The organism is Klebsiella sp. CD33 (assembly GCF_051992865.1).
GTDB lineage: Bacteria > Pseudomonadota > Gammaproteobacteria > Enterobacterales > Enterobacteriaceae > Klebsiella > Klebsiella pneumoniae.
The window spans coordinates 3,557,383-3,576,319 of record NZ_CP197023.1; the positions used below are offsets into that span (position 1 = coordinate 3,557,383).

18 protein-coding genes are annotated in these 18,937 nt (G+C 55.5%); 2 read left to right on the forward strand and 16 right to left on the reverse strand.

Annotated elements, in window-relative coordinates:
• Window positions 1-84: 84 nt before the first annotated feature.
• From tolA to sdhC, 16 genes are all read right to left on the reverse strand, one after another.
• Entirely contained in the window at window positions 85-1,410 is a 1,326-nt protein-coding gene (gene tolA, locus ACR809_RS17620; protein ID WP_004179068.1) for a cell envelope integrity protein TolA, read from the reverse strand.
• 99 nt (window positions 1,411-1,509) lie between these two features.
• On the reverse strand, window positions 1,510-1,938 hold the full coding sequence (tolR, locus tag ACR809_RS17625; RefSeq protein WP_002895061.1) for a colicin uptake protein TolR: 429 nt from the start codon (window positions 1,936-1,938) through the stop codon (window positions 1,510-1,512).
• A gap of 3 nt (window positions 1,939-1,941) precedes the next feature.
• A complete protein-coding gene (gene tolQ / locus ACR809_RS17630) occupies window positions 1,942-2,634 on the reverse strand; it encodes a Tol-Pal system protein TolQ (RefSeq protein WP_004152221.1) in 693 nt (230 codons plus the stop codon).
• The gene (gene ybgC, locus ACR809_RS17635; RefSeq protein ID WP_002895056.1) at window positions 2,631-3,035 is read right to left on the reverse strand and encodes a tol-pal system-associated acyl-CoA thioesterase; all 405 of its coding nucleotides are present in this window, start codon (window positions 3,033-3,035) and stop codon (window positions 2,631-2,633) included. The genes tolQ and ybgC overlap by 4 nt, the downstream gene beginning before the upstream one ends.
• Before the next feature lie 149 nt (window positions 3,036-3,184).
• Window positions 3,185-3,475 (reverse strand): cyd operon protein YbgE, encoded by a 291-nt coding sequence (gene ybgE / locus ACR809_RS17640; RefSeq protein WP_002895053.1) that lies wholly within the window; start codon window positions 3,473-3,475, stop codon window positions 3,185-3,187.
• Window positions 3,475-3,591 carry a cytochrome bd-I oxidase subunit CydX gene (cydX, locus tag ACR809_RS17645; protein WP_002895051.1) on the reverse strand — a complete coding sequence of 39 codons (117 nt, stop codon included), beginning with the start codon at window positions 3,589-3,591 and terminating at the stop codon, window positions 3,475-3,477. Before cydX ends, ybgE begins: the two co-directional genes overlap by 1 nt.
• Window positions 3,592-3,606: 15 nt before the next feature.
• Window positions 3,607-4,746 carry a cytochrome d ubiquinol oxidase subunit II gene (gene cydB / locus ACR809_RS17650; RefSeq protein WP_002895049.1) on the reverse strand — a complete coding sequence of 380 codons (1,140 nt, stop codon included), beginning with the start codon at window positions 4,744-4,746 and terminating at the stop codon, window positions 3,607-3,609.
• 15 nt (window positions 4,747-4,761) lie between these two features.
• Window positions 4,762-6,330 (reverse strand): cytochrome ubiquinol oxidase subunit I, encoded by a 1,569-nt coding sequence (gene cydA / locus ACR809_RS17655; RefSeq protein WP_002895047.1) that lies wholly within the window; start codon window positions 6,328-6,330, stop codon window positions 4,762-4,764.
• An 827-nt stretch (window positions 6,331-7,157) separates the two neighbouring features.
• The gene (sucD, locus tag ACR809_RS17660; protein ID WP_002895043.1) at window positions 7,158-8,027 is read right to left on the reverse strand and encodes a succinate--CoA ligase subunit alpha; all 870 of its coding nucleotides are present in this window, start codon (window positions 8,025-8,027) and stop codon (window positions 7,158-7,160) included.
• Window positions 8,027-9,193 carry an ADP-forming succinate--CoA ligase subunit beta gene (gene sucC, locus ACR809_RS17665; RefSeq protein ID WP_002895039.1) on the reverse strand — a complete coding sequence of 389 codons (1,167 nt, stop codon included), beginning with the start codon at window positions 9,191-9,193 and terminating at the stop codon, window positions 8,027-8,029. Before sucC ends, sucD begins: the two co-directional genes overlap by 1 nt.
• Window positions 9,194-9,296: 103 nt before the next feature.
• A complete protein-coding gene (odhB, locus tag ACR809_RS17670; protein ID WP_004142209.1) occupies window positions 9,297-10,523 on the reverse strand; it encodes a 2-oxoglutarate dehydrogenase complex dihydrolipoyllysine-residue succinyltransferase in 1,227 nt (408 codons plus the stop codon).
• A gap of 14 nt (window positions 10,524-10,537) precedes the next feature.
• Entirely contained in the window at window positions 10,538-13,345 is a 2,808-nt protein-coding gene (sucA, locus tag ACR809_RS17675; protein ID WP_004147623.1) for a 2-oxoglutarate dehydrogenase E1 component, read from the reverse strand.
• A gap of 381 nt (window positions 13,346-13,726) precedes the next feature.
• Complete coding sequence (sdhB, locus tag ACR809_RS17680; RefSeq protein WP_002894954.1) at window positions 13,727-14,443, reverse strand: succinate dehydrogenase iron-sulfur subunit SdhB; 717 nt, start codon at window positions 14,441-14,443, stop codon at window positions 13,727-13,729.
• Between the two features lie 15 nt (window positions 14,444-14,458).
• Window positions 14,459-16,225, reverse strand: coding sequence for a succinate dehydrogenase flavoprotein subunit (gene sdhA / locus ACR809_RS17685; RefSeq protein WP_004179067.1), 1,767 nt, complete (start codon window positions 16,223-16,225; stop codon window positions 14,459-14,461).
• Window positions 16,225-16,572, reverse strand: coding sequence for a succinate dehydrogenase membrane anchor subunit (sdhD, locus tag ACR809_RS17690; protein WP_002894949.1), 348 nt, complete (start codon window positions 16,570-16,572; stop codon window positions 16,225-16,227). The genes sdhA and sdhD overlap by 1 nt, the downstream gene beginning before the upstream one ends.
• The gene (sdhC, locus tag ACR809_RS17695) at window positions 16,566-16,970 is read right to left on the reverse strand and encodes a succinate dehydrogenase cytochrome b556 subunit (protein WP_004142216.1); all 405 of its coding nucleotides are present in this window, start codon (window positions 16,968-16,970) and stop codon (window positions 16,566-16,568) included. The genes sdhD and sdhC overlap by 7 nt, the downstream gene beginning before the upstream one ends.
• A gap of 324 nt (window positions 16,971-17,294) precedes the next feature.
• On the opposite strand from sdhC, the gene ACR809_RS17700 reads away from it, so the two are divergent.
• Both ACR809_RS17700 and gltA read left to right on the forward strand, forming a co-directional pair.
• Window positions 17,295-17,396, forward strand: coding sequence for a hypothetical protein (locus ACR809_RS17700; RefSeq protein WP_418133188.1), 102 nt, complete (start codon window positions 17,295-17,297; stop codon window positions 17,394-17,396).
• Between the two features lie 214 nt (window positions 17,397-17,610).
• On the forward strand, window positions 17,611-18,894 hold the full coding sequence (gene gltA, locus ACR809_RS17705) for a citrate synthase (RefSeq protein ID WP_002894943.1): 1,284 nt from the start codon (window positions 17,611-17,613) through the stop codon (window positions 18,892-18,894).
• Window positions 18,895-18,937 lie beyond the last annotated feature (43 nt).

Sequence of the window (18,937 nt, forward strand, 5' to 3'; positions counted from 1 at the left end):
ATGTTAACAAACTCAAATATACAAAACTACCAAAACCCTGTGACTACCATAGATTGTTTTTCCCCGTTTGCACGGGGAAAAATGTCACTGAGGTTTGAAGTCCAGTGGCGCATTTTTGAAGACTTCATATACTGCCTGGCTAGGTGGTTTCGGAAACTTAGCCTGTCGGGCTGCGGCAAGAGCGGCCTGGCACAGAGCAGGATCACCACCTTCGGACTGTATATTTAACAACAGGCCGTCAGGAGCAAGTTTGATACGCAAGGTACATGTTTTGCCCGCATAGGACGATGCGTCATAAAACTTACTTTCAATCGCCGATTTTATCTGTCCGGCATAGTTGTTGATATCAGCCCCTGAGGCACTGTTTTTAGTATTACCACTCCCGGCAGCGGAGGCATTGTTTCCTTTGGCCCCACCGCCTGTTTTAGGCGCATTCTTACCAGAACTCAGATCGCCGAGCAGGTTGTCAACGCCGTCCGCTTCTTTCGCAGCCGCCGCTTTCTTCGCCGCCGCGGCTTTTGCTGCTGCCGCTTTGGCCGCTTTATCAGCTGCAGCCTTCTCTGCTGCAGCCGCTTTCGCTGCCGCCGCTTTTTCAGCGGCTGCGGCTTTCTCGGCGGCGGCCTTCTCAGCGGCCGCTTTTTGCGCGGCGGCTTTCTCAGCGGCTTTTTCGGCAGCCGCTTTTTCAGCTGCCGCCTGCTTAGCCGCTTCCTGCTGGGCTTTTTTCTCCGCTTCCTGTTGCGCTTTCTTCGCAGCCGCCGCTTCCGCTTTCTTCTGCGCCTCGGCCGCAGCTTTCGCCGCTTCAGCTTCCGCCTGTTTCTTCGCCTCGGCAGCGGCTTTCGCTGCAGCGGCTTCGGCCTGCTTCTTCGCGTCAGCAGCCGCCTTGGCCGCCGCCTGTTCTGCCGCTTTCGCCTGGGCATCCGCCTTCGCTTTCGCCTCGGCGGCCGCTTTGGCAGCGGCTTCCTGCGCTTCTTTTGCCTGTGCGTCCGCTTTGGCTTTTGCCGCCGCGGCAGCCTTGGCAGCCGCTTCTTCAGCCTGCTTCTGCTGCTCCTTCGCTTCTTTCGCCGCTTCCTGCGCCTGCAGCCGCTCCTGTTCGAGCTGTTTCAGCCGCTCCTGTTCCGCCGCCTGTTTCTCACGTAACTCTTCCGCCTGCTGCTGCGCCTGTTTTTCACGCTGTTCAGCGGCGCGACGTGCGCTGGCCTGCTGCTGTTGCTGACGGTTATAGTTATTTACCACCGCCCCCGGATCGACCATGACGGCATCAATCGACGATCCGCCGCCGCCGCCGGCAGAGGCATCCAGATGCTCGTCAAACGAACTCCAGATCAGCAGCGCGATCAGAATGATGTGCAGCGCGACTGAAATGATGATCGCTCGTTTAAGCTTGTCGTTTTGTTCGGTTGCCTTTGACACTATCGGTTCCCAAAAACTGTTCGCCTGTATCCGCGATGCGCACCGACGGCGAGCGATACCCGCCACCGGACGCCGCGCGGACGCACCTACCTGAAGCGATTAAATAGGTTTGGTCATCAAGCCGACCGATTTAACCCCTGCACTATGCAACAGGTTCAGCGCTTTAATAATTTCATCGTAAGGGACGTCTTTCGCACCGCCGATCAGGAATACCGTTTTTTCATTGGCTTCAAGACGACGCTTCGCTTCGGCAATCACCTGCTCCGGCGGCAGCTGGGACAGCGTCTCCTGCCCCACCTTCACGCTGTACTGCCCTACCCCGGAGACTTCCACAATCACCGGCGGATCGTCATTGCTTTTCACCGCTTGCGATTCCGTGGCGTCCGGCAGATCGACTTCCACGCTCTGCGTAATGATCGGCGCCGTTGCCATAAAGATCAGCAGCAGCACCAGCAGGACATCCAGCAGCGGAACGATGTTGATCTCGGACTTCAGTTCGCGACGTCCGCGTCCACGTGCTCTGGCCATGGCTTACCCCTTATTGCTTTCGCTGGTGGTAAAGGCCTGACGGTGCAGAATAGCGGTGAACTCTTCCATAAAGTTGTCGTAATTCAGTTCAAGCTTGTTCACGCGCTGGTTCAGGCGGTTATACGCCATGACCGCCGGGATCGCGGCGAACAGACCAATCGCGGTGGCGATCAGCGCTTCGGCGATACCTGGCGCCACCATCTGCAGGGTGGCCTGCTTCACCGCGCCAAGGGCGATAAAGGCGTGCATAATCCCCCAGACGGTACCGAACAGACCGATATACGGGCTGATCGAGCCTACGGTGCCGAGGAACGGAATATGGGTCTCCAGCGTTTCCAGTTCGCGGTTCATCGAAATACGCATCGCGCGCGATGCCCCTTCGACAATCGCTTCCGGCGCATGGCTGTTAGCCCGATGCAAGCGTGCAAACTCTTTGAAACCGCTGTAGAAGATTTGTTCCGAACCGGTCAGGTTATCGCGACGCCCCTGGCTCTCCTGGTACAGACGAGAGAGCTCGATCCCGGACCAGAATTTGTCCTCGAACGCTTCAGCTTCACGCGCGGCCGAGTTAAGGATACGCGTTCTCTGAATAATGATAGCCCAGGAAGCGATAGAAAAACCAATCAAAATCAACATGATAAGTTTTACCAGAAGGCTCGCCTTCAGGAACAAATCAAGGATATTCATGTCAGTCACTGCTTAAACTCCGCGACAATAGACTTGGGAAGCGCACGTGGCTTCATTAAGAGTGGATCAACGCACACAATGAGAACCTCAGCTTCGTTTAACACTGTATTCTCGGCGTTGACGATTCGCTGCGTGAAAACCAAAGAGGTGCCGCGCATCGAGGTAATTTCCGTCTGGACTTCGAGCATGTCGTCGAGTCTGGCGGGGGCAAAATACTCCAGCGTCATTTTGCGAACCACGAAGGCAACGCGTTCAGCCAACAGCACCTGTTGACTAAAGTGATGGTGGCGCAGCATCTCTGTGCGTGCTCTTTCATAAAAAGCGACGTAACTGGCGTGGTAAACCACACCACCGGCATCGGTATCTTCGTAGTAGACCCGAACCGGCCATCGAAACAGCGTTGTATTCACTTTACATCCCGGTAATGCAAAAAAAGGTTAGAGCTTTCAAACTTCGCTACTATACGCGCGGGAAAGGTGCTTTGGAATGGGGGAAAGTAAACGGGGCGTAAATTTTTATGGGCTTATGCAAGCCCATAGCATTAACAGAGATCTCTTATTCAAAAGAAGAAAAAGAAGAGACCTAAAGCGAGCACGATATCAGCGATAAGCGGACAAAAAATCCCCTGCCAGTGAACGGCACGCGGGCGAAAGCCCACGCCGTGAATAACGCCGCTGCAAACCGCCCACATCAGCAAGAAACCATGCCAGATTTCCAGCTCGCTGGTCTTCGCCGCAAAGCGCGACGGATCCCAGAAAATGCAGCCAGCCAGCAGCAGCGCCATCAATAAGGAAAGCGCCCGGAGCGGGCGCTTGTCCATTATCGCGTACAGAGTAGCGATAAATTTCATCAGATTTCTTCTTTCTTCCCGGCTTTGGTGGCTTCCACGTGCTCAAGCGCCAGCGCGGTAATGACCCCAAAAGCACAGGCAAGAAGCGTTCCCAAAATCCATGCGAAGTACCACATATATAGCTCCTTACCTTAGTACAGCGAGTGGGTATTCTTTTCGATGTCTTCGCGCGTGATGCGGCCAAACATCTTCCAGTAACACCAGCTGGTGTAGGCCAGAATGATCGGCACGAAAACAATCGCCACGTAGGTCATCAGGTTCAGCGTCCGTTGACTGGAGGTCGCGTCCCACATTGTCAGGCTGGCGTTCAGCATGGTGCTGGACGGCATGATGAACGGGAACATCGCGATACCGGCAGTCAGAATGATGCAGGCCAGGGTCAGCGAGGAGAACAGGAATGCCCAGGCACCTTTATCCGCTTTGGTCGAAACGACGGTCAGCAGCGGCAACACCACGCCCAGGGCAGGCACCGCCCACAGCGCTGGCATATTGTTAAAGTTCACCATCCACGCGCCAGCTTCCCGCACCACTTCCTTGGTCAGCGGGTTAGACGGGCCGGTATGGTCAATCACCGATTTCACCACATAGCCGTCGATGCCGTAGTAGACCCACACGCCCGCCAGCGCGAAGCAGACCAGCGTCACCAGCGCCGCCACCATGGAAACGGTGCGAGTACGCAGGTGCAGTTCGCCTACGGTACGCATCTGCAGGTAGGTGGCGCCCTGAGTCAGGATCATCGCCACGCTGACGATACCGGCCAGCAGACCAAACGGGTTCAGCAACTGGAAGAAGTTACCGGTATAGAACAGACGCAGATATTCATCGACGTGGAACGGCACGCCCTGCAGCAGGTTGCCAAAGGCCACGCCAATCACCAGCGGCGGCACGAAGCTACCGATGAAGATGCCCCAGTCCCACATGTTGCGCCAGCGGGTGTCCTCGATCTTGGAACGGTAGTCAAAACCGACCGGACGGAAGAACAGCGAGGCCAGCACCAGAATCATCGCCACATAGAAGCCAGAGAACGCCGCGGCGTAAACCATCGGCCAGGCAGCGAACAGCGCGCCGCCGGCGGTGATCAGCCACACCTGGTTACCGTCCCAGTGCGGGGCGATGGCGTTGATCATAATCCGACGCTCGGTGTCGTTGCGGCCGAGGAAGCGGGTGAGCATGCCCACCCCCATGTCGAACCCGTCGGCGACGGCAAAACCAATCAGCAGAATGCCAATCAGCAGCCACCAGATAAAACGCAATACTTCATAATCGATCATTTGACGACTCCTGTCTTAGCGTGCCGACTGAATAGCCGCAGAGGACTGTTCAAAGTGATAGCGGCCGGTTTTCAGGCTGCTAGGTCCTTTGCGGGCAAACTTGAACATCAGGAACAGTTCAGCCACCAGGAACAGCGTGTACAGACCGCAGATCAGCAACATTGAGAAGATCAGATCGCCCGCGGTTAATGATGAGTTAGCCACCGCCGTCGGCAGGACCTCACCAATCGCCCACGGCTGACGGCCGTATTCGGCAACAAACCAGCCCGACTCCACGGCAATCCACGGCAGCGGCAGGCCGTAGAATGCGGCGCGCAGCAGCCATTTTTTCTCGCCGATGCGGTTACGGATCACGCTCCAGAAGGAGGCGCCTATAATCAGCAGCATCAGGATGCCGCACGCCACCATGATACGGAAGGCGAAGTACAGCGGTGCGACGCTTGGAATGGAGTCTTTGGTCGCTTTGGCGATCTGCTCTTCCGTGGCGTCAGCGACGTTCGGGGTATAGCGCTTCAACAGCAGGCCATAACCGAGGTCCTTCTTCACGTTATTGAACTGGTCACGCACGGCCTGATCGGTTGAACCGGCGCGCAGCTGTTCCAGCAGCGCGTAGGCTTTCATGCCGTTACGGATACGCTCTTCGTGCTGAACCATCAGATCCTTGAGGCCGATAACCGGCTTGTCCACCGAGCGGGTAGCAATGATGCCCAGCGCGTAGGGGATCTGGATCGCAAAGTGGTTGGTCTGCGCATTCTGATCGGGAATACCAAACAGGGTGAAGGCCGCCGGCGCAGGCTGGGTTTCCCACTCTGCTTCGATAGCCGCCAGTTTGGTTTTCTGCACGTCACCCATTTCGTAACCGGATTCGTCACCCAGCACAATAACGGAGAGGATCGCCGCCATACCGAAGCTGGCTGCGATGGCAAAGGAGCGCTTGGCAAAGGCGAAGTCGCGACCTTTCAGCATGTACCAGGAGCTAATCGCCAGGATGAACATCGCGCCGGTGACATAGCCCGACGCCACAGTGTGAACGAATTTCACCTGGGCGACCGGGTTGAGCACCAGTTCAGAGAAGCTGACCATCTCCATACGCATGGTTTCGAAGTTGAAGTCCGATGCGATAGGGTTCTGCATCCAGCCGTTGGCGACAAGGATCCACAGCGCGGAGAGGTTGGAACCCAGCGCAACCAGCCAGGTGACGGCCATGTGCTGAACTTTGCCCAGACGATCCCAACCGAAGAAGAACAGACCTACAAAGGTGGATTCGAGGAAGAAGGCCATCAGACCTTCAATGGCCAGCGGCGCACCAAAGATATCGCCCACGTAGTGTGAGTAATACGACCAGTTAGTCCCGAACTGGAACTCCATGGTCAGACCGGTCGCCACACCCAGCGCGAAGTTGATACCAAACAACTTGCCCCAGAATTTGGTCATATCTTTATAAATCTGTTTGCCGGAAAGGACGTAGACCGTTTCCATGATGGCCAGCAGGAACGCCATACCGAGCGTTAGCGGCACAAACAGGAAGTGGTACATCGCGGTCAAGGCAAACTGTAAGCGCGACAGTTCGACTATATCTAACATCATGACTCCTTGCTCATCGCATGAAGACTCCGAAAATGAACCGAGAAGCTCTGGCTCATACGCATGCCCCAATACAAATTTATTTGTCGCCCGTCCACAGCAGGTTTCAATCGAAGGTAAAACCATGCCAGGGTAAGGTTACAAATACGTTAACGAAAAACCCAATTGATTCCCCAATATATTACGCCGCAATAACCTTACAATAAATATGTTTTTATTGTTCCAGTTTTACATTTTTCGACGGTGATCAATATATAGTGAAGATGGCTGAATTCAGCCAATTTGACTTGAGACAATTTAACGTTTTTTGAGGGATTTTTCCAAGGATTAAGTATTGATATAAATCAATTTTTACTCTATGTGTTAATTATGTAGCCCAATAAAGAATATTGGTGAACTTAATGTTAATTAAGTGTTTAAACTATGGCTTTTCCAGTTACTAAAAAGAGAGATATGAGAATCATAGGTAATATTATTTAACGTCGTGGAAAAAAAACAAAAAAAAGGAACCGATCCGAATAATGTTAGACCGCTCACAGTATTTTATCTGCTTCCTTATCCCCTGCCCCACGCTTTTTCGCTGCCGCTTTTGTTTCCCTACGGTACAGCCGGGGTATATTTTTTTTTAGCCACTACAGCGCATAGAAAATACTTATTAAATAATAAATTAAATCAATATGATAGATAGGGCTTTTCGCAGAAAATCAATTCGTTGTTGGCGCTGCGGTTCTGACGAGACGGGATAACGGTCACAAAAAAGGCCACCTGACGGTGGCCAACCATGTCGAAATCGGACAGATTTCTGCTTGCGGACAAGCAGAGAGGGTTTACTTGATAATAGCTTTCAGCGCTTCGCCGATGTCGGCCAGGCTGCGAACAGTTTTCACACCCGCCGCTTCCAGCGCTGCGAATTTCTCATCCGCTGTACCTTTACCGCCGGCGATGATAGCGCCCGCGTGGCCCATACGCTTGCCTTTCGGCGCGGTAACACCCGCGATGTAGCCAACAACCGGCTTAGTGACATGATCTTTAATATAAGCAGCCGCTTCTTCTTCCGCGCTGCCGCCGATCTCACCGATCATGACGATCGCTTCGGTCTGCGGATCTTCCTCGAACATCTTCAGGATATCGATGAAGTTGGAGCCCGGGATCGGGTCGCCGCCGATACCGACGCAGGTAGACTGGCCGAAGCCGTAGTCGGTGGTCTGCTTAACCGCTTCATAGGTCAGGGTGCCGGAACGGGAAACGATGCCCACTTTACCCGGCTTGTGAATGTGACCCGGCATGATGCCGATTTTGCACTCGCCCGGAGTGATAACGCCCGGGCAGTTCGGGCCGATCATACGCACGCCCGCTTCGTCCAGCTTCACCTTCACGGTCAGCATATCCAGCGTTGGGATACCTTCGGTGATGGTGATGATAAGCTTAATGCCCGCGTCGATCGCTTCCAGGATGGAATCTTTGCAGAACGGCGCCGGAACGTAGATCACGGTCGCGGTCGCGCCGGTCGCTTCAACGGCTTCGCGCACGGTGTTGAACACCGGCAGGCCCAGGTGAGTGGTGCCGCCTTTGCCTGGCGTCACGCCGCCAACCATTTGCGTACCGTAAGCGATCGCTTGTTCAGAGTGGAAGGTCCCCTGGCTACCGGTGAAGCCCTGGCAGATAACCTTGGTATCTTTATTAATTAAAACTGACATTATTTCCCCTCCACTGCGGCAACAACCTGCTGTGCTGCGTCCGTCAGACTTTTCGCTGCAATAATATTCAGGCCGCTGTCAGCCAGTTTTTTCGCGCCCAGTTCGGCGTTGTTACCTTCCAGACGAACCACAACCGGAACGTTAACCCCTACTTCCGCTACCGCGCCGATGATGCCGTCAGCGATCAGGTCGCAACGCACGATGCCGCCGAAGATGTTAACCAGCACCGCTTTAACGTTGTCGTCAGAGAGGATGATTTTGAACGCTTCGGTCACGCGCTCTTTGGTCGCGCCGCCGCCTACGTCGAGGAAGTTAGCCGGTTCGCCGCCGTGCAGCTTAACGATGTCCATGGTACCCATCGCCAGGCCTGCGCCGTTAACCATGCAGCCGATGTTGCCGTCCAGCGCGACGTAGTTCAGTTCCCACTGCGCCGCCTGCGCTTCACGTGGGTCTTCCTGAGACTGATCGCGCATTTCGCGCAGATCCGGCTGGCGGAACAGCGCGTTGCCGTCAGCGCCCAGTTTGCCGTCGAGGCAGATCAGGTCGCCCTGCTTGGTGATCACCAGCGGGTTGATCTCGATCAGCGCCAGGTCGCGCTCAAGGAAAATGGTCGCCAGACCCATGAAAATCTTGGTGAACTGCTGAACCTGTTTACCTTCCAGACCCAGTTTGAACGCCAGTTCACGACCCTGGTAAGGCATCGGGCCCGCCAGCGGATCGATGGCGATCTTGTGGATCAGGTGCGGGGTCTCTTCCGCCACTTTCTCGATTTCCACGCCGCCTTCGGTAGACGCCATGAACACCACGCGACGGGAGCTACGGTCAACAACCGCGCCCAGGTACAGCTCTTTGTCAATATCGGTCGCCGCTTCAACCAGGATCTGGTTAACCGGCTGGCCGTTCGCATCTGTTTGATAGGTCACCAGACGTTTGCCCAGCCAGTGCTCGGCAAATGCGCGGATCTCTTCTTTGCTCTTAACTACTTTCACACCGCCCGCTTTGCCGCGGCCACCAGCGTGAACCTGACATTTCACTACCCACGGACCCGCGCCGATTTTTGAAGCGGCTTCTTCTGCTTCACGCGGAGTAGTACAGGCATAACCCACCGGCGCCGGTAAGCCATAGCGGGCAAAAAGTTGTTTTGCCTGATATTCATGTAAGTTCATGTGTTCAGTCCATCCTTCAGGGTGTAATTATCTTTAAACCTGTAGGCCTGATAACGGCGCTAACGCGTGTTATCCGGCCTACGGTAGGTAATACGCTTGCTGACTACACGTCCAGCAGCAGACGGGTCGGATCTTCCAGCAGCTCTTTAATCGCCACCAGGAAGCCTACCGATTCACGTCCGTCGATCAGACGGTGGTCATAGGAGAGCGCCAGGTACATCATCGGCAGGATCTCTACCTTGCCATTGACCGCCATCGGACGGTCTTTAATGGCATGCATACCCAGAATAGCGCTCTGCGGTGGGTTGATGATCGGCGTGGACATCAGGGAGCCGAAGACGCCGCCGTTGGTAATAGTGAAGTTACCGCCGGTCAGGTCGTCTACGGTCAGCTTGCCGTCGCGGCCTTTCACTGCCAGCTCTTTGATATTCTTTTCGATATCCGCCATGCCCAGCAGGTCGACGTCACGCAGCACCGGGGTGACCAGACCGCGCGGAGTGGATACGGCCATGCTGACGTCGAAGTAGTTGTGGTACACCACGTCGTCGCCATCGATGGAAGCGTTCACTTCCGGATAGCGTTTCAGCGCTTCCACTACCGCTTTCACGTAGAAGGACATAAAGCCCAGGCGGATGCCATGACGTTTTTCGAACGCCTCACCGTACTGCTTACGCAGATCCATGATGGGCTTCATGTTGACTTCGTTAAAGGTCGTCAGCATGGCGGTAGAGTTTTTCGCTTCCAGCAGACGTTCGGCTACGCGTTTACGCAGGCGGGTCATCGGGACGCGTTTTTCCGAACGGTGGCCCAGCTGCGGCGCCGGCGCGGCTGCCGGGGCGGCGGCTGGCGCTTTGGCTTCTGCCGGCGCCGGGGCTTTCGCCAGATGTTTCTCAACGTCTTCGCGGGTCAGACGGCCGCCGACGCCAGTGCCTTTGATGGCCGCTGGGTCAAGGTTGTGTTCAGCCAGCAGACGACGGATCGCCGGGCTCAGCGCGTCGTTGTTCTGCTCTTCCAGAGAGGCCTGCTGACGCTGCGCCGGAGTGGACGCTTTCGCATCGGCTTTCTCGCTGCTTTCTTTACCTGCGCTGTTGCCTTCGCGCAGGCGGCCAAGGATCTGGCGAGACAGGACGGTGGCGCCCTCGTCTTCCAGCACTGCATCCAGAATGCCGTCCGCTGATGCCGGTACTTCCAGTACCACTTTGTCAGTTTCGATTTCGACCAGAACTTCGTCACGGACGACCGCGTCGCCCGGTTTTTTGTGCCAGGTGGCGACGGTTGCGTCAGCTACGGACTCAGGCAGGTCGGGAACCAGAATATCTACGCTACTCATTGTGTATCCTTTAATTAATCGACGTTCAGCGCGTCATTGACCAGATCTTGTTGCTGTTTCTGGTGAACGGACATATACCCTACCGCCGGAGAGGCGGAGGCCGGGCGGCCTGCATAACGCAGAGAGGCCCCAAACGGAATCACTTCACGGAAGTGATGCTGGCTGCAGTACCATGCGCCCTGGTTGAGCGGCTCTTCCTGGCACCAGACAAAATCATGCACGTGCGCATACGCTTTCAGCGCTTCCTGCACCGCCTGATGCGGGAACGGATAGAGCTGCTCGATACGAACGATAGCGACATCTTTTTGCTCGTTTTTGCGGCGCTGTTCCAGCAGGTCGTAGTAAACCTTACCAGAGCACAGCACAACGCGCTTCACAGCCTGCGGATCAAGTTGATCGATTTCACCAATAGCCGGCAGGAAAGTGCCGTTCGCCAGCTCATCCATGCTGGAGACCGCCAGCGGATGACGCAGCAGCGACTTCGGCGACATCACCACCAGCGGACGACGCATACCGCGCAGCGCCTGGCGACGCAGCATGTGATAAACCTGTGCCGGCGTGGACGGCACGCAGACCTGCATGTTTTGTTCAGCGCACAGCTGCAGATAACGCTCCAGACGCGCGGAGGAGTGCTCCGGGCCCTGGCCTTCGTAACCGTGCGGCAGGAGCATCACCAGGCCGCACATCCTTCCCCACTTCTGCTCACCGGAGGAGATGAACTGGTCGATCACCACCTGCGCACCGTTGGCGAAGTCGCCAAACTGCGCTTCCCAGATGGTCAGAGTGCGCGGCTCGGCGGTGGCGTAACCATATTCGAACGCCAGCACCGCTTCTTCAGACAGTACCGAGTCCCAAACGCGGAACTGGCCCTGGCCGTTATGGACATGCTGCAGCGGCGTGTAGGTTGAACCATTGGTCTGGTTATGGATCACCGCATGACGGTGGAAGAAGGTGCCGCGGCCGGAGTCTTCGCCGGACAGACGAACCGGAATACCTTCGTCAACCAGCGTGGCGTAGGCCAGATTTTCAGCGCCGCCCCAGTCAAACAGCTTCTCGCCTGCCGCCATCGCCTGGCGGTCGGCGTAAATTTTCGCCACGCGGGACTGCATTTCGATACCTTCCGGTACCGTGCTGATGCGTTTGGCCAATTCCTGCAGACGTTTCGGCTCAACTTTATCCGGATAGCTCTCGTCCCACTCGTGGTTGAGGTACGGCGACCAGGTAAAGGAATGCATATTCATCGGACGCCATTCCTGCACCACGCATTCGCCGGCATCCAGCGCATCGCGGTAGAGGTTAACCTGCTCGGTCGCATCTTCCAGAGTCGCCACCTTCTCCTGCTCCAGCTTGTCAGCATAGATTTTGCGCGGAGTCGGATGCTTTTTGATCTTCTGATACATCAGCGGCTGGGTTGCGCTCGGCTCATCGGCTTCGTTGTGGCCGTGACGGCGGTAGCACACCAGGTCAATGAAGACATCGCGTTTAAAGGTATTGCGGAAATCAAGCGCCAGACGGGTGACGAAGGCGACCGCTTCCGGATCGTCCGCATTGACGTGGAAAATCGGCGCCTGCACCATTTTACCGATGTCGGTGCAGTACGGCGTTGAGCGCGCATCCAGCGGGTTAGAGGTCGTGAAGCCCACCTGGTTGTTGATAACGATGCGCACGGTACCGCCCACTTCGTAACCGCGGGCTTTGGACATGTTCAGAGTTTCCTGAACCACGCCCTGGCCGGTGACGGCGGCGTCGCCGTGGATGGTAATAGGCAGAACTTTGTTGCTGCTTGGCTCGTCCAGACGATCCAGACGGGCGCGTACGGAACCGATAACCACCGGGCTGACGATCTCGAGGTGCGACGGGTTAAACGCCAGCGCCAGGTGCACCAGACCGCCTTCGGTTTCCATATCGGAAGAGAAGCCCATGTGGTACTTCACGTCGCCGGTGCCGAGGTGTTCTTTATGTTTGCCCGCGAACTCGTCGAACAGGTCCTGCGGTTTTTTACCCAGCACGTTGACCAGCACGTTCAGACGGCCGCGGTGCGCCATGCCCAGCACCACTTCGCGGGTGCCGCTTTTGCCTGCATGGCGGATCATCTCTTTGAGCATCGGGATCAGGGCGTCGCCACCCTCCAGCGAGAAGCGCTTCGCCCCCGGGAATTTGGCGCCGAGGTAGCGCTCCAGACCTTCCGCGGCGGTCAGCTCGCTGAGGAAGCGTTTTTTCTCTTCCGCGGTAAAGCTCGCTTTGCCAGCTACCGATTCAATGCGCTGCTGGATCCAGCGTTTTTCTTCGGTAGAGGTGATATGCATGTATTCCGCGCCGATGGAGCCGCAGTAGGTTTGCTTGAGGGCGGCAATCAGCTCGCCCAGCTTCATCGTGTCTTTACCGATGGCAAATGAACCTACGTTATAGCTTTCCTGGAAATCGGCCTCGGTCAGATCGTGGTAGGCCGGATCGAGATCCGCCACTCTCTCTTGCTTCCACAGCCCCAGCGGATCGAGATTCGCATGCTGGTGGCCACGGAAACGGTATGCGTTGATGAGCTGCAGGACTTTAACCTGCTTCACATTGGTGTCTGGGTCGGAAATCGAAGAAGTGTAACGTGAGGCATCCTTCGCCAGTCGACGGAAATAATCACGCGTTTTGGAATGAAATTGATCCGGTTTAACTCCGGTGCCAGGTAACTGCTGGAACATTGAACGCCAGTTGGCGTCAACAGAGTCAGGATCGGTTAAGAAGTCTTCATAGAGCTGTTCTATCCAGCTCTGGTTCGAACCAGAGAGGTAAGAAGAGTCCAGCCAGGCTTTCATTGCGCCGTTCTGCATCGTGATCCCTTAAGCATTCATATGCTTATTTCGCCGTAGAAACTACCACGCACACCGAGTGCACGTGCCGGGGTTCACTTGTTGCGGACGAGTTGTGGTTTCTATCCGCTAAGGAACCTTTAAAAACTGCCATTAATCTTCAGCGTTCAGGCTGCGGTTGCGTTGGCTGCCTTCGCTTACCCCGGTCACATAGTTCACTATGCTCCCGGGGATGCGCTCAGTTGCCGCCTTACCTCGCACTGAACGCCTCGATTACTGGTACATCTTGTGGCGGTTTTTAAAGATTTCCTGCTATATCCCCCGGCGGCGCTAACGCTTGCCGGGGCTACTGCTTTGGTAGCCCGGATAAGCGCTAGCGCCATCCGGGACAGACCGTGTTGCTTACGCGCTGCGCTGCAGCAGCATCGACTTAATATGGCCGATGGCGCGAGTCGGGTTCAGCCCCTTCGGACACACACTGACGCAGTTCATAATGCTGTGACAGCGGAATACGCTGAAAGCATCGCTCAGGCCGTCCAGGCGCTCGCTGGTTTCGGTATCGCGACTGTCGATCAGGAAGCGATACGCGGCCAGCAGGCCAGCCGGGCCGATGAACTTGTCCGGGTTCCACCAGAACGACGGGCACGAGGTCGAACAGCAGGCACACAGAATACACTCGTACAGCCCGTCGAGTTTCTCACGCTGCTCAGGCATCTGCAGATGCTCGCGAGCCGGAGGATTTTGCCCATTATTCAACAAGTAAGGCTTAATCTTCTCATATTGTGCATAGAATTGCCCCATGTCCACCACCAAATCACGGATAACCGGTAATCCTGGCAGCGGACGGATAACAATCTTCTTGCCCGGCTGATTCAGCGCGGAGATTGGCGTGATGCACGCCAAACCGTTTTTCCCGTTCATGTTCAGACCATCGGACCCGCAGACCCCTTCACGGCAGGAGCGGCGGAACGACAGCGACGGATCTTTTTCTTTCAGCTGGATCAGCGCATCCAGCAGCATCATGTCGCGACCTTCTTCCGCTTCAAGGGTGTAATCCTGCATGTGCGGAGCGTCGTCAACATCCGGGTTATAGCGATAAATTGAAAACTCGAGTTTCATTTTCCTGTCTCCGCATTAGTAAGTACGAATCTTCGGCGGGAATGCCGGACGCAGTTTCGGTTCCATATTGACGCTACGACGCGTCATGGATTCCGACTCTGGCAGGTACAGGGAATGGCACAGCCAGTTTTCATCATCACGATCCGGGAAGTCGAAGCGGCTGTGGGCGCCACGGCTCTCGGTACGGAAGTTAGCGGATACGGCGGTCGCGTAGGCGGTTTCCATCAGGTTATCCAGCTCCAGGCACTCAACGCGCTGGGTGTTGAACTCGCTGGAGGTATCGTCGAGACGGGCGTTTTTCAGGCGCTCGCGGATCACTTTCAGTTGCTCCAGACCTTTGTGCATCGCATCGCCTTCGCGGAACACCGAGAAGTTATGCTGCATACATTCCTGCAGCGCTTTACGAATCGCCACCGGATCTTCACCAGAGCGGGTGTTGTTCCAGCGGTTGAGGCGATCCAGCGAGCCTTCGATATCGGATTCGCTAGCGTCGCGCAGCGTGCCCTGCTCGGCAATGGATTCCTGCAGATGCAGGCCCGCCGCGCGGCCGAAGACCACCAGGTCGAGCAGCGAGTTGCCGCCCAGACGGTTGGCGCCGTGGACCGATACGCAGGCGATTTCGCCTACCGCGAACAGGCCCGGGATCACCACGTCTTCGCCCTTCTCATTCACGGTCAACGCCTGGCCGGTGACTTTGGTCGGGATACCGCCCATCATGTAGTGACAGGTTGGGATAACCGGGATCGGCTCTTTCACCGGATCGACGTGGGCAAAGGTACGGGAAAGTTCAAGGATACCCGGCAGACGAGATTCCAGAACCTCTTTACCGAGGTGATCCAGTTTCAGTTTCGCGTGCGGGCCCCACGGACCGTCGCAGCCGCGGCCTTCGCGGATTTCGATCATGATGGAACGCGCCACCACGTCACGGCCCGCAAGGTCTTTAGCGTTCGGGGCATAACGCTCCATAAAGCGTTCGCCGTGTTTGTTCAGCAGGTAACCGCCTTCGCCGCGGCAACCTTCGGTAACCAGAACCCCAGCCCCGGCGATACCGGTCGGGTGGAACTGCCACATTTCCATATCCTGCACCGGCACGCCGGCGCGGATGGCCATCCCGACGCCGTCACCCGTATTGATGTGGGCGTTGGTGGTGGACTGATAGATACGGCCTGCGCCGCCGGTCGCCAGCACGGTGGCGCGGGCTTTAAAGTAGACCACTTCGCCGGTCTCGATGCACAGGGCGGTACAACCGACTACCGCGCCGTCCTGGTTTTTCACCAGATCGAGGGCGTACCATTCGGAGAAGATAGTGGTGTGGTTTTTCAGGTTCTGCTGATACAGAGTGTGCAGCAGGGCGTGACCGGTACGGTCAGCCGCCGCCGCGGTACGCGCCGCCTGTTCGCCGCCGAAGTTCTTCGACTGGCCGCCAAACGGGCGCTGATAAATACGGCCATCGTCAAGACGAGAGAACGGCAGTCCCATGTGCTCCAGCTCAAGAATCGCTTCCGGGCCGGTCTTACACATGTATTCGATGGCGTCCTGGTCGCCGATATAGTCCGACCCTTTTACGGTGTCGTACATATGCCATTCCCAGTTATCTTCATGGGAGTTACCGAGCGCGACGGTAATGCCACCCTGCGCGGATACGGTATGGGAACGGGTAGGGAAAACTTTGGAGAGCAGTGCACAGGTCTGTCCGCTCTGGGAAATTTGCAGCGCCGCGCGCATACCTGCGCCGCCGGCACCGATGACAACAGCATCAAACTCTCTGACTGGCAATTTCATTACACACCCCACACCACAACAAATCCATAAAGAACGTAAGCCACCAGCGCCACAACGATAGCCAGTTGCAGAACCAGGCGCAGAGCCAGTGGTTTAACGTAGTCTGTTAACACCTGCCACATCCCGATCCAGGCATGGATGAGAATGGAAACGAGAGCCAGCAGAGTGAAGACCTTAGTGAAGCCGGAGGCAAAGAATCCGGTCCACACTTCCCATGAGATTTCACCGGTGGTGGCGAAGAAGCCAACCATGTAGATGATGTAGAGGGTCAGAACGATGGCGGTAGCACGGACCAGGATAAAGTCATGTACGCCGTTGCGTCCCAGTGCTGAGGCGTTGCTTACCATACGAGGACTCCTGCGAGAAGTGAAAGCACGACAGTAATAACAAAAGAAATTTTGGCGGAACGTTTCCCTGCTTCGAGGGTTTCGTCCAGGTAGCCAAAGTCCATCATCAGATGGCGAATACCGACAACGACGTGATAGGCCAGCGCGGTGAGAATGCCCCACATGATGAACTTCACAAAGAAGCTATCCATGATGGAGGCCGCCGTCAGAAAACCTTCTGGGGAGGAAAGGCTGGTGCCCAGCAGCCAAAGCAGAATTCCGACCGCCACGAAGGTGATGACACCGGAAACGCGATGGAGAATGGACGCTATCGCCGTGATTGGGAACCGTATCGTTTGTAGATCCAGATTGACAGGTCTTTGTTTTTTCACATTTCTTACCATGAATAACGCCCACATGCTGTTCTTATTGTTTCCTTCCTCCGGTCTGCTTGCGGGTCAGACAGCGTCCTTTCTATAACCAGAAGTCATGTTAAAACGTCTTTTCAGGCATTAAAACATCACTAAACAACGCTGGGTGGCTCGGGATTGCAGGGTGTTCCGGAGACCTGGCCGCAGTATAGGCCGTTCACAAAATCATTACAATTAACCTACATATAGTTTGTTGGGTTTTCTCCGGAACAGTGATCAAGGTCACGATACCAACATTTTTTTAATTTTTAATCACCTGATTTGACAAATATTAAACATTCTTGTTACAACCATTACCAGTTAAATGCAATAATGCTCAAAAGTTATGGGGTCACTCTTTCACCTGAGAATAAGTTATGTAACAGTGTGTCAGTATTGACCGATGTAATCAGGACAGTTATTAGTGGTATATAGGTTTTAATATTCGGACTGCTAAAACGCTGATTTGCTGTTGTTTCACCGCAGCCCTGAAGGACGTGCCATCAAGCGCCGTTGCTCTGTACCCTGCCCTTTTCGCTGACGCAGAGCTGTGTGCAACATAACAAACTGGTAACGTATGCAGGCGCGGGCCGAAAGCAAATCCACCACCCGGCAGTCTTAAGCAATAAAGGCGCTAAGGAGACCATAAATGTCTGATGCTAAAGCAAAAATCACCCTGGGTGGTGACACTGCTATTGAACTGGATGTGCTAAAAGGCACGCTCGGTCAGGATGTTATTGATATTCGTAGTCTTGGTTCAAAAGGCGTATTTACCTTTGACCCAGGTTTCACATCAACGGCTTCTTGTGAATCTAAAATTACGTTTATCGATGGTGACGAGGGGATCCTGCTGCACCGCGGCTTCCCGATCGACCAGTTAGCGACCGAATCTAATTATCTTGAAGTCTGTTATATCCTGCTGTACGGCGAAAAGCCGACCCAGGCCGAATATGACGAATTCAAAACTACCGTCACCCGCCACACCATGATTCATGAGCAGATCACCCGTCTGTTCCACGCGTTCCGTCGCGATTCCCACCCGATGGCGGTGATGTGCGGGATCACTGGCGCGCTGGCGGCGTTCTATCATGATTCCCTCGACGTGAATAACCCGCGTCACCGCGAGATTGCCGCCTACCGTCTGCTGTCCAAAATGCCAACCATGGCAGCCATGTGTTACAAGTATTCTATCGGCCAGCCGTTTGTTTATCCGCGCAACGACCTCTCCTACGCCGGCAACTTCCTGCGCATGATGTTTGCGACACCGTGCGAAGAGTATGAAGTCAATCCGGTGCTGGAGCGCGCGATGGATCGTATTCTGATCCTGCACGCCGATCACGAGCAGAACGCGTCGACCTCCACGGTACGTACCGCGGGCTCCTCCGGCGCTAACCCGTTCGCCTGTATCGCTGCGGGCATAGCCTCCCTGTGGGGACCGGCACACGGTGGCGCCAACGAAGCGGCGCTGAAAATGCTGGAAGAGATCAGCTCCGTTGAGCACATTCCGGAATTTGTTCGTCGTGCGAAAGACAAGAATGACTCTTTCCGCCTGATGGGCTTCGGCCATCGTGTTTACAAAAACTACGATCCGCGCGCCACCGTAATGCGTGAAACCTGCCATGAAGTGCTGAAAGAGCTGGGCACCAAAGACGACCTGCTGCAGGTGGCCATGGAGCTGGAGCATATCGCGCTGAACGATCCGTACTTCATCGAGAAGAAACTGTATCCGAACGTCGACTTCTACTCCGGTATCATCCTGAAAGCAATGGGTATTCCGTCCTCCATGTTTACCGTTATCTTCGCCATGGCGCGTACCGTGGGCTGGATTGCGCACTGGAACGAAATGCACAGCGATGGCATGAAGATCGCCCGTCCGCGTCAGCTGTATACCGGCTACGCCAAACGCGATTTCCAGTCCGACATTAAGCGTTAATCTCACTGTCCGGATCATAAAAACGCGCCTGCTGGCGCGTTTT

Bases quoted from the DNA above. Each gene is read 5' to 3' on its own strand.
- sucA (WP_004147623.1), bottom strand. From the start codon at position 13,345: ATGCAGAACGGCGCAATGAAAGCCTGGCTGGACTCTTCTTACCTCTCT.
- ACR809_RS17700 (WP_418133188.1), top strand. From the start codon at position 17,295: ATGCTCAAAAGTTATGGGGTCACTCTTTCACCTGAGAATAAGTTATGT.
- sucC (WP_002895039.1), bottom strand. From the start codon at position 9,193: ATGAACTTACATGAATATCAGGCAAAACAACTTTTTGCCCGCTATGGC.
- gltA (WP_002894943.1), top strand. From the start codon at position 17,611: ATGTCTGATGCTAAAGCAAAAATCACCCTGGGTGGTGACACTGCTATT.
- tolR (WP_002895061.1), bottom strand. From the start codon at position 1,938: ATGGCCAGAGCACGTGGACGCGGACGTCGCGAACTGAAGTCCGAGATC.
- sdhD (WP_002894949.1), bottom strand. From the start codon at position 16,572: ATGGTAAGCAACGCCTCAGCACTGGGACGCAACGGCGTACATGACTTT.
- ybgE (WP_002895053.1), bottom strand. From the start codon at position 3,475: ATGAAATTTATCGCTACTCTGTACGCGATAATGGACAAGCGCCCGCTC.
- cydA (WP_002895047.1), bottom strand. From the start codon at position 6,330: ATGTTAGATATAGTCGAACTGTCGCGCTTACAGTTTGCCTTGACCGCG.
- cydX (WP_002895051.1), bottom strand. From the start codon at position 3,591: ATGTGGTACTTCGCATGGATTTTGGGAACGCTTCTTGCCTGTGCTTTT.
- cydB (WP_002895049.1), bottom strand. From the start codon at position 4,746: ATGATCGATTATGAAGTATTGCGTTTTATCTGGTGGCTGCTGATTGGC.
- sdhB (WP_002894954.1), bottom strand. From the start codon at position 14,443: ATGAAACTCGAGTTTTCAATTTATCGCTATAACCCGGATGTTGACGAC.
- sdhA (WP_004179067.1), bottom strand. From the start codon at position 16,225: ATGAAATTGCCAGTCAGAGAGTTTGATGCTGTTGTCATCGGTGCCGGC.
- sdhC (WP_004142216.1), bottom strand. From the start codon at position 16,970: ATGTGGGCGTTATTCATGGTAAGAAATGTGAAAAAACAAAGACCTGTC.
- sucD (WP_002895043.1), bottom strand. From the start codon at position 8,027: ATGTCAGTTTTAATTAATAAAGATACCAAGGTTATCTGCCAGGGCTTC.
- odhB (WP_004142209.1), bottom strand. From the start codon at position 10,523: ATGAGTAGCGTAGATATTCTGGTTCCCGACCTGCCTGAGTCCGTAGCT.